A 14,215-nucleotide genomic window follows, 5' to 3' on the forward strand; every position below is an offset into this window, starting at 1 on the left:
ATCTTCCCGACAACGCAGACCGTTCCGTGGCAAAGCAAAAGTTCAAAATCACCAACTGGCCCACCTACAATAAAGCCCTCATCAACCGTGGCTCCATAACTTTCTGGCTGGATGATGAAGCTATTCAGGCCTGGTATGAGTCAGCAACACCTTCTTCACGAGGCAGACCTCAGCGCTATTCTGACCTTGCCATCACGACTGTGCTGGTCATTAAACGCGTATTCAGGCTGACCCTGCGGGCTGCGCAGGGCTTTATTGATTCCATTTTTTCTCTGATGAACGTTCCGCTACGCTGCCCGGATTACAGCTGTGTCAGCAGGCGGGCAAAGTCGGTTAATGTCAGTTTCAAAACGCCCACCCGGGGTGAAATCGCACACCTGGTAATTGATTCCACCGGGCTGAAGGTCTTCGGTGAAGGCGAGTGGAAAGTCAAAAAGCATGGCCAGGAACGCCGCCGTATCTGGCGTAAGCTGCATCTCGCCGTTGACAGTAAAACACATGAAATCATCTGCGCTGACCTGTCGCTGAACAACGTTACGGACTCAGAGGCCTTCCCCGGGTTAATCCGGCAAACCCACCGGAAAATCAGGTCAGCCGCCGCCGATGGCGCTTACGATACCCGGCTATGTCACGATGAACTGCGGCGTAAGAAAATCAGCGCGCTTATCCCTCCCCGAAAAGGTGCTGGTTACTGGCCCGGTGAATATGCAGACCGTAACCGTGCAGTGGCTAATCAGCGAATGACCGGGAGTAATGCGCGGTGGAAATGGACAACAGATTACAATCGTCGCTCGATAGCGGAAACGGCGATGTACCGGGTAAAACAGCTGTTCGGGGGTTCACTGACGCTGCGTGACTACGATGGTCAGGTTGCGGAGGCTATGGCCCTGGTACGAGCGCTGAACAAAATGACGAAAGCAGGTATGCCTGAAAGCGTGCGTATTGCCTGAAAACACAACCCGCTACGGGGGAGACTTACCCGAAATCTGATTTATTCAACAAAGCCGAGGAAACGCTGCGTCAGAACGCGGAGAACCTGAAAGAAAGAGGGGTAGTGTATACAGCACAAAGCATTGATAAAGCAGCTAAAGTTGCAGCCAACCTGCCAAACAGGCGTGTGTTGCTTATCATGATTGGAAAAACGTAGCCTCTGCGGTCTAGGCCATCTGACCTGCTGAACTGACGCAGTAGACTCTCTCGGAGGCAAACAAATTTGCTGGTGGGATAAAATGGGCGCATACTTAAAGCACGTGTAATCGACACGTGCTTTTTTATTGGAGGACACATGCAGGCTACAGCTGCTCGCCAGAAAAAAACCGTCAGTGTCACCCTTGAGCCAATGCTCGTACAGCAGGCAAAAGACGCTGGGATTAACTTGTCCGCCACGCTGGCAGAAGCGCTTCAGAGCAAACTGAAGGCCAGTGCAGCGGAAGAATGGAAACGACAGAATCGTGCTGGTATTCAGGAGTTGAACCGCATCACTGAAGAGCATGGGTTACTGTCTGACGAATACAGGACGTTCTGATAATGCAATATACCGTTTACCGCAATCCCGGCAACAGCCAGGCATACCCTTACCTGCTGGATATACAGAGCGACATCATTGGCGAGTTAAATACCCGCCTGGTGATCCCCCTTCATCGGCTTAAAAAAGGAGCCTCGGCCCCGGTTGCGCGATTAACTCCGGTCATACAGGTGGAAGGGAATGACGTTATCCTGATGACGCATGAAATGGCTTCAGTCCGCGTGAAGCAGCTCGGTCAGGCGGTCATGGACGCATCTCCGTTCCGGCACACTATCAAAAGTGCGGTGGACTTCCTGCTGGATGGTTTCTGACAGAGATAATGAGCGAGAAAATGATGAAGCAAAATGAACTGCTGGAAGTGGCAAAAGCCATGCGCGATTATATTGATGCCCTCCCTACCGATGTCGTTGCAGCATTACCGGTGATGCCGGGATTTGATCGAGACTGGGCCGACGAAGTCATTTACGAAGCCGAATCCGCCAGCAAATAACCCCCCGTCTGCGCCCGTTTCATCTGAATTCGGGCCGTCACAATCTTTCTGATTTTATTGAGAAAACAGCCTCTTTTTGTCCCCTTTTTTCCTTCGTCAGCAGACTCAGTCGTTCGATAATAAAAACAGACCAACACAACCACTGAGGTGTTTCATGTTAGCGATTATCCCGGCAGCAGGCACTGACAAGGTTTTTAAAACCTCCCTCAAACACGTGCTCGATGAGGACTTCCTGTTTGCAATGGCTTCAAAAGCAAGCGCGACGTACATTTCATCCCATATCAGCGATGACGGTGAGGGCACAGTGTTTTTCAGTCTGAGCGACTGGGATAACCTCAAGCCTTCCTTATCGGCTGATGGCTGGGATGGCGATACGATGCCCGGCTTCATTGATTTGCTGGATGCAATCGCAGCGCAGGGCTATAACACCGTCGAATTCCACATTTCTCACCCACTGGTGGTTGGCGCGGTCTGGTTCACCGATGAGTATTACTTCACGGTTACCCCGCTGGCGTATGACCTTGCCACGCTGGATGGTCAGTTTGTTCTGCCGGATGGCTCTTCCTACCGGCTGGATGACCTTGATGAAGTCAGCTATGACGAAATGACCGACTACTTTGACGGCATTATCGAAGTCGATGGCGATACCATGCTGGGTGTAAAGCGTAACGACGATGACACCGTAAACGTCAGCAAAATCGAAAGCTAACCCCTCCTCCCCGGTGTCGGTATCCGCCGCGCCGGGCTATTTTCCTGCCATCATCCTCTGGAGTGTTTCATGAAAGACCGTTTTTATCTGGTCAGCTTGCGTGACACCGTTGGTAGCAATACCGCTTTTCATAGCCATCACGGCAGAGGTTACAGCACCGATCAGCGTAATGCCCGGGTTTACACCCGCGAGGAAGCACAACGCGCATGGAATACGGGACGGGAGTTTGACCTGCCGGTTGATGCCGATGCAGTCGACCGCCATCTCGTGTTTCATGTTGATCATCAGTTTGTACCGGGAAAAACCATTCTCTCCGAAAGCGCCACCAAATATGTCGGCTTCGTTAATGGCCAATGGGACGGAAACGATCTGTTCTGGCTGGCTGATGCGGGTACTACCACGGATTTTTCCCTTGCCAGAGTTTTTGACTCACCACAGGCAGATAGACCTGATGTCGTCTGGTTACCCCATCACATCCCTGACGCTGCAAAACGCCCTACCTTCAGTGTTGAGCGGATAGACCGCCGTAAAATGACGCAGGGGGCCGGTCTGCTGATGCCTGCCTGGCTGAAACGCCAAAATCGCCGACAGTCAAAGGGGCTGACTCGCTGGAATTGCCCCGGGTGTGGCCGTATTTCATGGCAACAGAATCCGTATGATTTTGATGGTTGCCGGTTCTGCATATAGTCAACTACCGCGAGAGGCCTCTATGTTCCGATTATTACAGAAGTGGTTAGTCAGGTTTACCTGTCAGGACGATATAGATTGTATGTCGACCCGGCGCTCTGCGGGCGAGTTCTGGCTGGAAATAGATGCCCGTCGTCACTGGATTTTCCTGGACATCGACGGTGTACTCCACCGGGCGGAAAACGGGTCACTGGAGTTTATGCCTGTGCTGGATCACGTGCTGACGCAATGCCCGCAGACGGGAATTATCCTTTCCACAAACTGGCGTACCGGCGTACCCCGGGAGATGGTGCTGAGTCATTTCCCTGCGGGTATACGCGATCGGATTGCTGGACTCAATCCCGATCTGGATGGGCTGGTGAATAACCACGTGCGTTATCACGAATGCATGGCGGTCGTTAAACGGTTCGGCCTACAGCATTACACCTTCGTGGACGATACCGCTCGACTCTTTCCAACTGACTGCCCTGCCCTGTTCCTGACTCACCGGCACGAGGGGCTGAATGCAACGCAGGGTAGCGCTTTGATAGACCGGATTCGGTTAATGAAATGACCGGTTTAAGGCTGAATACAAATTATTAATGAGGATGCGTTATGAATGAAATCCCACAATACGTCTATGACCTGATCGGTATTTGCCTCTTTGTTGGAATGTGGGTCGGAGGCGTTCTGCTTATTTGGTTTATTTTCTCTAATGGAGAGAGCGACGAATAGCCAGGCAACTGGCGCAACTGATGTTGCAGGATGGCCCCAACAATATCTTACCTGCTTACGCTCTGATTACCCGCGCAACGCTTCGTCAGAAGCGGAAAGCTGGGATAATGAATATATCCCGTATACACCAGGCTATCCCAATGAAAATTACTGTGTTTACTGCCCCTGATTGTCCGAAATGTCGCATGACGCTTACCCGCTTTTCTCTGGCTGGGGTGGACGTGAATGAGATCCCGCTGGTGGACAACGCAGATCTCGTTCGCCTGACACAAAATACCGGTGCGCCGCTGGTGGTGGTGGTCAACGATTCGGGCCGTGTGACGGGTTGGGGTGGGTTCCGGCCAGATCTTATTGCGACAACTGCCAATGGCTGGAGTGTCGGGTCACTCGATATCCCCCCGTCGCTGGTTAATCACGTCCTTCACTGAGGTAAACGCCATGCACAATATCTCTGTCGAAATCCCTGCGGCCCTCGGCGTACATCCTCCTTCAGGAGCGGATGTCGTGCTTATAGACGATCTGAATAACGCCCTCGCCGGTGCTGGCTTACCGCAACTGAAGATAGAGCCGATAACGTGGACACCGCCATCAGGCCGACCGGTGATCTACCGGTCTGAGGTTCCCGATATCCTGCGCATTGCAGGTATAAACCCTGACACCTCTGACATGGTGAAAACCTTCTGTTCCGGGCCACTGCCGATTGACGATAACGAGCTGGATGCCCTTCTGGAGATGCGCGAACGGGACGGTCATAGCGAAAGCTTCAGGATCGCGCTCTGTGGGGCGCTGGACGCGATTCTCATTCGACTCTACTCAGCAGAGCGTCAGCTTCGTTGAAACGCCAGTAAAGACGCTGGTGGCCTCATATGAGGTATCAATCGGCTCGGTTCCGTCTCAATAATTTAAAGAGAGCACGGTATATGAGTCCTGAAGAAGAAAAAGTGCTGCATCAGCGGCTGATACAGCTTGGCGATATGATGGGGGATGGCCTGCACTATGAGCGCGACGGTCAATGGATCACCCGGGAGTACAAAGCCACGTTGCGGGCGCTGGGGCTTTTGAAGGCTCCCAAGCGTAAGCATAACCCGACCAAAACACTCGCTGTGGATGAGCGAATGGCACAACGTGTGAAGGACGTAGCCTGTACCCAGTGCGCCGGGAAACTGAAACAGGTGCGCTCCGGGTCTCTGAAAGCGCAATGCACCCGGTGCAAAACCAAGTTCACCCTCCTGAAAACCATTAAGTAACTATACCCGCAGCTGGTGGTCACCCCACCAGCATAAAATATACCCGAAACTGTGACACCTGCGCTTGCCTGCCTCAATGTCGTGATAGCTGACAACCCCCACGAAGAAAACAAACCTCACACCTGCGATCGTCGTGATGCAACGATTTTGTCGAGCCAATTATATGAAGAGACTGTTATGAAAGATTTCCATTTCCTGTATGTCGAACTCCTGGTCGAATTGCTTCGACTGGTCAATTTTCTTCTGCCGTTGTGGTTTGGTAGTTGAAAATAGCAGGTAATACCCGGGCAAGACCTTCCCGTTTTTTTAAAATAAAAGGGCGCACATAGCGCCCTGTCAGAAAGGTATTTTGAAGCAGCAGACTACTTACGAAACTCCCATTGTTTAATCAGCTTTTTGACAAACGTCTCGCCATAGATCTCATGTGACTCCATGTATGCACAAAGCTGTATCAGGGTCATCATGCCATCGCGAAGGGTATCGCATGACTCGTTACGGCAATAGGCCGTGAGTTTGTACATATTCGCCCCGCAAACGTCCGGGTTGTAGAGATTAACAATCAGGCTTGCCGCGAATTTCTTTCTCTCTGCGATAGCGGCCAGATAAGCCAGCTCCCTTTTCAGGTCTTCCGGGATAGGTGTGACAGCACACGCTCGCGGGTTCAGGTTTATCTGGATATGGTCAAAGTCGAGTTCCTGCATTGTCCTGGTTCCTTCTGCTGATATTCGGTATCCGTCTGCCGGGCCACACGATTCTGCATGTAATGCCCTTCATATCACCATTGTACCGGATACCTGCAATTTGCCCCGTAACTACCGGTGCTGATGATAAAAAATATCTTTATTTTGCGAACGATATACACCAGTCCGTCCTGATTTCGTCAGCTGAATTGTGCCGGGTAAGCTGGTTGCCATGTGAGTGACCTAATGGAGAACACCATGCAGCACACTGCAACCACACACCCGCAACCGGCTAACACCGTGAGTATCGTCAGTACGACCTACGGTCAGACGCTGGTGGTACTGAACGGGAAATGTCTCTACTGCGCACCACCAGAGCGAGGAGACGAAGCCCGGCAGCTGGCATCAACCACTGCCGGGGCACTCAACGTGCCGGTCGATGTCGTCCACCTCGATACATTTGCTACCGATACAACCGAAAGCCAGCTGATGGCCCGCTTTGAAAACCAGAATGCCGGGCCGTGGTATAGCCATGCGTTTACCATCGCGTTCAGTGTTGAATACCCGGCGAAGAGTAGCGATGACATTCCACCAGCGGAATTACACCGTGCATTGATGAAGCGGGCCAGAGAGTTTACCGGTGATCTGGATGCGCTGGTGGAAGCCTGCGGGGCATCTTATGACAGTTATCAGATGGGGTAACTCCTGCTGGAAATGACCGCATTCTGCTGGCGTTTTCAATGAGATATCGCCAGCCGCTTTGGTAGAGTTTTCCAGATAGCAAGCGAACATCATAGCCAGTGGCAAGAGGTAAACCTATATGAATTCTGTCTGTCTTGATTACGAGAAAGTGGATTTTCTGGCGAATCTCCTGATCCCCACCCTCGCCAGACACCCCATCAGTAACAGTTTCCCGGAGCGCGGCCTCGCACTTAAGGAAAAGCACCCTGAGCTGGTGGGCTGGCCCGAGCGCAAACTGGGTGAAGTGGAAAATTACCAGAATGCACTGTCCAGACAGCTACCGAGCCTGAACAGCATGTCCTTGCCGGAGTTTATCGACTTCATTCTCACCCCGCATGTCGCGGAGTATGTTCTTGAGCAGGTTGGCACTCCGCTTGCTGAAGAAACCATGCAGCTGTTTATGGCGAAAGTGAAGGCATAACGCGGTTTTCAGCCCCATATACTCCAGATCATAACCGGCCTTAATGGTCGGTTTTTTTTGTGAATTTTCTGCCCCGAAAGCCTTCGTCACCTGCGGGGAGCGTGGTTAACTGGTTATGTAAACAAAACGAACAACACACATAACTACAGGGGTCTACCATGTTAAATCCAGCTATCTGCGCCATGTTCATGTTTCAGGGCTTCCAGCATGAAGTCTCCCGTCTGACCGCATTATCAGTGGCTAATCCTATCCCCCTCACCTTCAACTGTGACAGCGTACAGACAATGATCTGTGAAACGCTGGCTGGTGGCGAAATTGAATGTGCTCACTGGATGTTGGATGCCGCAGAGCAGATCTGTAAAGCCTGCGAACCTGCGTATCAGGCATCTGAAGAACCGGGAGTCTGGTACTACGACATTGCTGAACGTCTGGGCGCTGAAGTGGCCTGCCGTTGCGTAAAAGGTGATATCAGCACTGACCAATTGGTCGCTGTTGCAGTTAACCTCACTGAGTCATGGAACACGCTGAGCGAAGACAGCAATCAGGAGCCTGATTGCGGATCATATGAAAATACCGTCAGGACGTTGGTAGAACGTGCTGATACAGCAGAAGCGGCTTGCGTAGAAGCAGTCAGAATCCTTGATGGTGGTGAGCGGCAGGCGTTATCAAAGGCGATAGCAATTCTTCGCCCTGTGGCCGCAACGTTGCAGTAGATAGTGGCAGAACACCAATACACACAACACTCACTACAGGAAAATGACCATGAAACTCACCGTATCGACTCGCCCGGTAAGAATTGAAGGGAATTATGTCTCTGTCGTCTTTAATCGTTCCCATAACTCCATGCCGGAAACAGCAGAGGTTAAAAATGCCGATCAGGCGCGGGCATTCATCAACGATTACATCGCCCGTAATATCAACGAAACGCCGATGCATCTGGTGCTGACAAAAGAGGGCCGGGCATTTGGCGGGTTCGACGCGCTGAATAGTAGCCTTCCGCCCGCGATTGAATCATCAACCCGTTTGTAATGACTGACTGGTGGCGCTCAGTGAGGAGCGTCACCCGGCATCACGGAGGGAGTTGCAAGAGTTCTGATTAGCCTTTCCTGACCCACGCCCAAAGCATCGCACCCGCCAACACCGTCAGCATCAGAGCAAACACGGAACCAACCAGACTCGCATCGCCATTCTTGCCGGAGTAACCGCAGGTTTGAGATGCGTCACCAACTGCCTGACAAATTGAATCGGGATCAAGTCCCCAGTAGACAAAGGCGAACAAGGCAATTACAGAGATAAACGCTTTAGCGACTTTCGCTTTCTGAATCATCAGAGACACCTCAGTTCGTCAATGCCGGGGAGTTGCCTGTGTGTTATTTCAGGCGGGAATCAAACCGGAACGGAATTTTCTTAACCGTAGCCATCAGGTCAAAGAGTTCAGGGTGTGCCGGATTCAGCAAGTAGTTAAATTCAACCGGAGACAACGCACTTGGAATACGCAGCGCGATAGAAGAACCGCTTTCAGCCCAGTTATCACCGTAGAGCGCCAGCTCAGCAGGAGCATCCTCACTCGCCCAGTTATCAGGGAGACGGCTCATGTCGAAGGTCTGGATCTGATCATCCGGTACATCAAGACTCAGCAGTGTAAAGTCGTCCAGTAACTGCGGCGCGTGAATGTGTACCAGCGTTTCAAGCATGGTAAGGCTGGCCGTTTCAGACAGGTAGACCATTGCAGTGCCTACGCTGTTCCAGCGGCCCCCCGTTTCTTTCGCACCCAGACCAGACCACGCAGTCATCAGATAACGGGTCTTGGTCAGTCGGTAAAGGATCACGAGTATACCCCGTGCTCAATACGCGTAATCAGGCGCATCACTTCAAGCGCACCTGTCTCAGAAGAAACAAGCTCTGCCGGTGATTTCCAGCTCAGACCACGGTTCGCTTCGTTCAGCCATTTGTGCGCCGCTTCTTTGTCACCTTCAAACAGCTCTACAGCGCGTTCAATTACGCGGATAATGCGCACCAGACGTTCGCTCTGATCGGCAGTGAAACGGTCTTTGATGCTACGATTAAACGTCGTATTAGGTATACCCGACATTTTGCGCAGCTCAGACGGCGTGATGTTAGCCCATTCAGAAATGTGCTTAGCTACTGTGCCATCGAGACCGTGATTGATTTTATCCATCAGCGCGATACCGTCATTATCCAGCCCAGCAACCTGCCATAAGCAGTGCTGATTCGTTTTGGTAACGTCTGGAGAAAAAACTTTCATCGTCATAACTAGCCCTCCCATTTGGTAATTCAATTATACCATATGGAACACTAACGGCAATCTTTTAACCATCAGACAACCTCAGCGCCCTTCGTCACCAGCCCCACCTGCCAGATAATAGGTCAATAACGACAAAACTATGACAGGGGGCATCATGCCGAATCTCTTACGTTATGACCAACTGGACTCCTCACGTCAGCCAGCAGCGCGGGCATCAGCCGCTAGTGGCGAATTATGGTGTGCCCGCAACAACGTAAAAAAGCAGGCGGCAGCGTCAAAGGCCGCAATTCACCAGGCAATCAATGATCAGCACCGCATTACCCGGCTGCGAAACACCTTTTCGCTCGCGAAGGATATGCGTGAAAAGCCGGTCGTCTGGATTGAAAAGCGCATCCTCGAAAATCTGTGCATGTTCAATGAGCAGGACGATATGTACCTGTTCACGCAGCAGAACTTTGTCAGCAAACTCTGAACCTCCGGCCCGGCTCGTCGGGCCATTAAAAGGAAACCGATATGACAGACTTCATTGATAAACTGGCAGCGAATGGTGTGGCCTTTACCCTTCAGGACGGACGAATCATCGTTGAAGGCGATCTTCGTGTCGGGTTTACGCTTGAGCCAGAAGATCCGGCAATTCCCTGCGACTATATTCCCGCGAATCTGACCGTGACGAACACCCTGACCATTCTGTCGGGCATTCATAGCATCCCTGCCGGGCTGGTGGCCCGCAATCTGTTTATCAGCTACTCTGAGCTGGAATCTCTCCCTGACAACCTGACCATTACCGGTACGCTCATGGCGAATTCTTCACGTCTTAAGTATCTGCCGGAAAATCTGACGGTGGGCCGCGTTCTGGACATCATGTGTACTGATATCGCCTATCTGCCGGATACGCTGAAAGTAGCTGGCAGTATGATGCTGTCAAACACCCGTATTACCACTTTGCCGGATAACCTGCATCTTGAAGAAAATCTGGCCCTCGAAGCCATGCCGTTGCAAGCGTTGCCAAAAAACCTGAAAGTGGGCCACAGCCTGTATCTGGATGCTGTGGCTCTGAAGCGGATCCCTGAGTGTATATCGTGCCCCGTGATTAACCTGGTTAACCCTGGTAATTTTGAAAATGTCGCGTCAGTCACCGGTATCGGCGGAAAGCCTAACCGCCATGTCTATGCGCTACGTACAGCGCTTGGCGTTCGCGTATGCATGTACGATTTGTCTGTAGACCCGGAAATATTTGGTCTGCTGGTACGTGGCATCTATGATGAACCCACGGCTGAACTACTTGATAAGGCCGCACAACAATGTATTCAGCGTCTGGAGGATATGTATGCTTCTGAAAACGCAGTTCGGCACTGACTCGGGTATGATTTATACCCGGAAGGTGTATCTGCATTACACCGACACTGACGGGCATTCACGCAGCAAGCTGATAAAAGGTTACTACTACCCGGGCGAAGTCCCGGTTGAGTCGTTTTCAGAGCGGGCACTTGCTCCTGGTATGCGCCAGCTGTTGAGTTGCCGCTGCGGCGCAATAAACTGGGTCGCAACTGGTGGTATCAACGAATACCAATGCGACTGCTGCGCAAAGGAAATAACCGTTTACTGACGGTCTGCACGGGGATACCGTTCGACCGGCATACCCATGACAATAAGAGCAGGTGCTAAATGACAAAAGAAGAATCACAATTTTATGCTGGTGCAATCTGGGCCGCATCGACCATTTACCGGATGCATTCTGACTCGGTGGTAGCGAAAGATTTTCTCCGTGAAATTAACGATCTGGATGTGGCAGCAAAATGTGGTGCTGAGTACGACGTTCTCCCATTACGCCTGTTTGTTTTGCGCGATTTACCATTGGGCCACGATGCGGATTATGAAGCCATCAGCTTCGGGCCGGTAGACCGTCACGGCAATATCATCTGCGATCACTCTCAGACTTCGGTCACCGATATCTCCGGCCAGCGAGCGTATGGGGTTTATGCCCGCCGTGCGGGTGAGTCGAATCTGACGCTCATCGACAATCTTGATGATGAAGAAGAAGCCGAACCACTGGCGAAGGTGCTGGCTGAACAGCTCCAGCAAATCAAAGAAGGTCGCTACGATATTTAAGCGTTAGACCACGTACTGCTGGTGGCAATACACTGGCGATTAAGGGGGTTAAGTGACTTAAATGATCCACTGACCTGTCTGTGTAAAGCCTGTTTATCCCAAAGCCGTCTGGTTCACCAGGCGGTTTTTTTATGCCCGGAATAGCAAGCACAACACAAAACGAAACCGATATTATCTTTCTGAAAATACAGGGCTTTTTATGCCCTGGTTTTCTTCGTCACCTGAGTCACTCACCAGATACTGGATACAGAAGCCACAACATGTAACCCGTTATCAGGAGCGACCCATGAAAGCACAAGCTGTTCGTAATCACTCTTTTGGCTCACTGAAGCTCAGCGCAAGCAATGCGGCAGCAGCCGCGCTGGCGCACCCGGTAACCCATTTCTTCATGCTGTTCGCCATCGTGATGTACCTGGTCTATGGCGGTGTAGTACTCGGCATTAAGCCGTAGCATTCCCTGTGGCCGGTCGCCCAACCGGCTTTGCCTCCAACCCTTCTGGAGGTAGTTGTTAACTTCCCCGGTAAACCGGGGATTTTTTTACCCGTAGTTCCAGCGTTCGCCACTGGAGCTAAAACCCACCAGAGCGAATTCCGTAACATAAGCGCTTCTTCTACGTCCGATCAGTACCTTACCCTATGAGCAACCCGTCACACTCTGCTAGCCTTCCTCCCGGAATGAACGACACTCTGATGTCCCTATATATCGAACCGGATATGCCTGGTATCGATGATCTCGTTATAACAATTATTCGGCTTCGGCGTGAGGGCTGGACAGCATCTGAACTGACTTTCCGTATACTTTCGTCAGTTGCATATCAGGTGATTCCTCCAGAGGCGTTTACCGACCCTAAGCATCACCTCCTGAAAGAGTATGTCAGTTTGTCCCGTGAGTTCGGCCTAGTAAGCGGGGCAAGACATAATGCTCACCTCCGTGGTGTCATTCGCAGAGGGATAATGTCGGGAATAGATAGAGCAGAGGTAATACGCCGCGTTCTTTTCTCCCCGCACTATTCAGAACATGAGGAAGATAACCAATCTGATTCGTTCCCTCGTTCGTCGTAACAACCGGGTGGCATTAACGCTTTTTCCCCGAATGTTCCGGTACAAAGCCTTTGGCGTGGTTGAAACAGGATCTGGTTATCCGCGACGGCCTGAACATCAGGAATCCAAAGTTTGTCTACTGGCAGGATATCTCAGAGTCCAGGAAGAAATTCGTGCTTCTCAGGCCCGTCTGGCTTTACTAAATACTGAAATCGAAAAGGAGAATGCTCAGGAGTACGCACGTAACAAAATTCCGGCATCACGGTTGGCTCACTTCAGGCTCTGGTTCACTCGCCGATTTGGTAATGACACATCCCGTTTGATTGAGTCCGTGGACACCTACTGCGAGGAGCAGAATCCAGTAATGGATGAGCAACCGGCTGTATTGCCATTACCACGCGGTCACCTCCCCCATGCAGATATCCGTATGCGCTCCCCGAGCTTCCGCCGAGAGGTTAGCGTTCGCGATGTGCATGTCCAGTCTCAGTTCCGTGAGTTGGTGGATAAGAATTTCGGAAGCCTGTGCGCGGTATCGGGCAAACACCTCAACGGTGTGCTGGAGGCAGCACATATTGAACCAACATCCGTAGCAGGCTGCTATAACGCCAGTAACGGCATTTTGCTATCACCAACATTCCACAGGCTGTTTGACACAAACATGATGGGTATTGATCCTGATACACTACAGATTCACTTCGCCAGCGGTATAGAGTTCCCTGAGTATGAAGGGGTCTGTATAAAACCGTTGTTCTACAATCTGGATAAAAACAGGCTCGGGGCAAGATGGCTTGAATTTAAAGTGAAATCACCTGCGGAGTAAGCCCTCTCCCCTCTTCCATCTCCCTGCCCTATCCAATCTATTTATTGGAAAGGCATAGCAGCATGGAGATAAGTAGCACACAAGTAACTCACCGATAATTCACATAAAAACCATATCAAAACAAATCAATCAGTTTATCGCATTTCCTAGCGCACTTTTAATTCACATTTTATGGACTTTTAATCCAATCCTCTCCTGTTCACTTTGAATTTAAGTGATATCAGTGAATGATAAGGTACGAATAATTCACTAAATAACAACTATGTAAATTCAACAGCATAAAAACCAGAGCGCTATCTTCGGACTGGTTCCAGTAATTGATGGTTTGAGTCCGGCCCGCATGTCATACTGATTTATATCTTTCGTGTAGCCCTGCGGTAGGCACGATTTCATCCCAATACATCCAGTGGCATGTGACTATATGATCGACCAAGCAGAGTTAATGAAGAGTGTTTTAGCGGTTCTGCAAGCCAGAAACGTGTCATTATCAGAGAGCCCTACGCGAATTCTGATGATGCTTCCAACACGGTTACGCGTGAATGTCACTGTAATCGATGCTCAAAATGAACCGTTAACCGCGACACTGATGCTGGATCAGGAAGGTCAAGTGACCTGTAAGCTGGCAACAGACCCCGCTGATACCGTCGTTGATATCAGTCGATATAGAGTATGATTTAAATCTTCGCGTTCCAGCCAGCCGTTCCCAGCTTCGTTGTAGAATATTGCAATAAGCCAATCCCCAGCCAGCCCTGTAATGTAACCGAA

25 protein-coding genes are annotated in these 14,215 nt (G+C 51.0%); 21 read left to right on the forward strand and 4 right to left on the reverse strand.

Going from position 1 to position 14,215, the window contains the following annotated elements; all coding sequences use genetic code 11:
- The 10 genes from OGY13_RS03405 to OGY13_RS03450 form a co-directional block, all read left to right on the forward strand.
- Positions 1-950: IS5 family transposase (locus OGY13_RS03405; protein WP_152930459.1), on the forward strand; the 950-nt coding region annotated here is incomplete at its 5' end.
- A gap of 335 nt (positions 951-1,285) precedes the next feature.
- Positions 1,286-1,525: a type II toxin-antitoxin system CcdA family antitoxin gene (locus tag OGY13_RS03410; protein WP_007372285.1), complete on the forward strand. Its 240-nt coding sequence runs from the start codon at positions 1,286-1,288 to the stop codon at positions 1,523-1,525.
- A 2-nt stretch (positions 1,526-1,527) separates the two neighbouring features.
- Positions 1,528-1,836 (forward strand): CcdB family protein, encoded by a 309-nt coding sequence (locus tag OGY13_RS03415; RefSeq protein WP_007372286.1) that lies wholly within the window; start codon positions 1,528-1,530, stop codon positions 1,834-1,836.
- 20 nt (positions 1,837-1,856) lie between these two features.
- On the forward strand, positions 1,857-2,015 hold the full coding sequence (locus tag OGY13_RS03420) for a hypothetical protein (protein WP_016241558.1): 159 nt from the start codon (positions 1,857-1,859) through the stop codon (positions 2,013-2,015).
- 154 nt (positions 2,016-2,169) lie between these two features.
- Positions 2,170-2,724: a hypothetical protein gene (locus OGY13_RS03425; RefSeq protein ID WP_007372288.1), complete on the forward strand. Its 555-nt coding sequence runs from the start codon at positions 2,170-2,172 to the stop codon at positions 2,722-2,724.
- Positions 2,725-2,793: 69 nt separating this feature from the next.
- Entirely contained in the window at positions 2,794-3,411 is a 618-nt protein-coding gene (locus tag OGY13_RS03430; RefSeq protein WP_007372289.1) for a hypothetical protein, read from the forward strand.
- 82 nt (positions 3,412-3,493) lie between these two features.
- The gene (locus OGY13_RS03435) at positions 3,494-3,964 is read left to right on the forward strand and encodes an HAD domain-containing protein (RefSeq protein ID WP_007372290.1); all 471 of its coding nucleotides are present in this window, start codon (positions 3,494-3,496) and stop codon (positions 3,962-3,964) included.
- A 301-nt stretch (positions 3,965-4,265) separates the two neighbouring features.
- Positions 4,266-4,553, forward strand: coding sequence for a glutaredoxin family protein (locus OGY13_RS03440; protein ID WP_016241556.1), 288 nt, complete (start codon positions 4,266-4,268; stop codon positions 4,551-4,553).
- Between the two features lie 10 nt (positions 4,554-4,563).
- Positions 4,564-4,962, forward strand: a complete 399-nt coding sequence (locus OGY13_RS03445; protein ID WP_007372292.1) for a hypothetical protein — start codon at positions 4,564-4,566, stop codon at positions 4,960-4,962.
- A gap of 83 nt (positions 4,963-5,045) precedes the next feature.
- Positions 5,046-5,372 (forward strand): hypothetical protein, encoded by a 327-nt coding sequence (locus OGY13_RS03450; protein ID WP_007372293.1) that lies wholly within the window; start codon positions 5,046-5,048, stop codon positions 5,370-5,372.
- Between the two features lie 362 nt (positions 5,373-5,734).
- On the opposite strand, the gene OGY13_RS03455 is transcribed toward OGY13_RS03450, so the two are convergent.
- The gene (locus tag OGY13_RS03455; protein WP_286637536.1) at positions 5,735-6,073 is read right to left on the reverse strand and encodes a hypothetical protein; all 339 of its coding nucleotides are present in this window, start codon (positions 6,071-6,073) and stop codon (positions 5,735-5,737) included.
- 237 nt (positions 6,074-6,310) lie between these two features.
- Here OGY13_RS03455 and OGY13_RS03460 point away from each other — a divergent pair, with 237 nt between their 5' ends.
- The 4 genes from OGY13_RS03460 (at position 6,311) to OGY13_RS03475 (ending at position 8,243) form a co-directional block, all read left to right on the forward strand.
- The gene (locus OGY13_RS03460; RefSeq protein ID WP_007372295.1) at positions 6,311-6,754 is read left to right on the forward strand and encodes a hypothetical protein; all 444 of its coding nucleotides are present in this window, start codon (positions 6,311-6,313) and stop codon (positions 6,752-6,754) included.
- A 118-nt stretch (positions 6,755-6,872) separates the two neighbouring features.
- Positions 6,873-7,214 (forward strand): hypothetical protein, encoded by a 342-nt coding sequence (locus OGY13_RS03465; RefSeq protein ID WP_007372296.1) that lies wholly within the window; start codon positions 6,873-6,875, stop codon positions 7,212-7,214.
- Between the two features lie 158 nt (positions 7,215-7,372).
- The gene (locus OGY13_RS03470; RefSeq protein ID WP_007372297.1) at positions 7,373-7,927 is read left to right on the forward strand and encodes a hypothetical protein; all 555 of its coding nucleotides are present in this window, start codon (positions 7,373-7,375) and stop codon (positions 7,925-7,927) included.
- Between the two features lie 49 nt (positions 7,928-7,976).
- Positions 7,977-8,243: a hypothetical protein gene (locus OGY13_RS03475; protein WP_007372298.1), complete on the forward strand. Its 267-nt coding sequence runs from the start codon at positions 7,977-7,979 to the stop codon at positions 8,241-8,243.
- A 67-nt stretch (positions 8,244-8,310) separates the two neighbouring features.
- On the opposite strand, the gene OGY13_RS03480 is transcribed toward OGY13_RS03475, so the two are convergent.
- Genes OGY13_RS03480 through OGY13_RS03490 form a run of 3 tightly spaced genes read right to left on the reverse strand, consistent with a single transcriptional unit; the run spans position 8,311 to position 9,480 of the window.
- Positions 8,311-8,541, reverse strand: coding sequence for a hypothetical protein (locus OGY13_RS03480; RefSeq protein WP_007372299.1), 231 nt, complete (start codon positions 8,539-8,541; stop codon positions 8,311-8,313).
- A 43-nt stretch (positions 8,542-8,584) separates the two neighbouring features.
- The gene (locus OGY13_RS03485; protein WP_008786589.1) at positions 8,585-9,043 is read right to left on the reverse strand and encodes an RES family NAD+ phosphorylase; all 459 of its coding nucleotides are present in this window, start codon (positions 9,041-9,043) and stop codon (positions 8,585-8,587) included.
- A complete protein-coding gene (locus tag OGY13_RS03490; protein ID WP_007372301.1) occupies positions 9,040-9,480 on the reverse strand; it encodes an Xre family toxin-antitoxin system antitoxin in 441 nt (146 codons plus the stop codon). Before OGY13_RS03490 ends, OGY13_RS03485 begins: the two co-directional genes overlap by 4 nt.
- Positions 9,481-9,634: 154 nt before the next feature.
- Here OGY13_RS03490 and OGY13_RS03495 point away from each other — a divergent pair, with 154 nt between their 5' ends.
- The 7 genes from OGY13_RS03495 (at position 9,635) to OGY13_RS03525 (ending at position 14,123) form a co-directional block, all read left to right on the forward strand.
- Positions 9,635-9,952, forward strand: a complete 318-nt coding sequence (locus OGY13_RS03495; RefSeq protein WP_016241555.1) for a hypothetical protein — start codon at positions 9,635-9,637, stop codon at positions 9,950-9,952.
- A gap of 41 nt (positions 9,953-9,993) precedes the next feature.
- Positions 9,994-10,836, forward strand: coding sequence for a hypothetical protein (locus OGY13_RS03500; protein WP_007372303.1), 843 nt, complete (start codon positions 9,994-9,996; stop codon positions 10,834-10,836).
- Positions 10,808-11,086, forward strand: a complete 279-nt coding sequence (locus OGY13_RS03505; protein ID WP_007372304.1) for a hypothetical protein — start codon at positions 10,808-10,810, stop codon at positions 11,084-11,086. The genes OGY13_RS03500 and OGY13_RS03505 overlap by 29 nt, the downstream gene beginning before the upstream one ends.
- Before the next feature lie 59 nt (positions 11,087-11,145).
- Positions 11,146-11,589, forward strand: coding sequence for a hypothetical protein (locus OGY13_RS03510; RefSeq protein ID WP_007372305.1), 444 nt, complete (start codon positions 11,146-11,148; stop codon positions 11,587-11,589).
- Positions 11,590-11,875: 286 nt separating this feature from the next.
- Complete coding sequence (locus OGY13_RS03515) at positions 11,876-12,040, forward strand: hypothetical protein (protein ID WP_007372306.1); 165 nt, start codon at positions 11,876-11,878, stop codon at positions 12,038-12,040.
- A gap of 567 nt (positions 12,041-12,607) precedes the next feature.
- The gene (locus OGY13_RS03520; RefSeq protein WP_007372307.1) at positions 12,608-13,450 is read left to right on the forward strand and encodes an HNH endonuclease signature motif containing protein; all 843 of its coding nucleotides are present in this window, start codon (positions 12,608-12,610) and stop codon (positions 13,448-13,450) included.
- A 421-nt stretch (positions 13,451-13,871) separates the two neighbouring features.
- The gene (locus OGY13_RS03525) at positions 13,872-14,123 is read left to right on the forward strand and encodes a hypothetical protein (protein WP_024196080.1); all 252 of its coding nucleotides are present in this window, start codon (positions 13,872-13,874) and stop codon (positions 14,121-14,123) included.
- Positions 14,124-14,215: the final 92 nt, after the last annotated feature.

Source organism: Citrobacter sp. Cpo045, from assembly GCF_030332875.1.
Classification (GTDB): domain Bacteria; phylum Pseudomonadota; class Gammaproteobacteria; order Enterobacterales; family Enterobacteriaceae; genus Citrobacter; species Citrobacter portucalensis.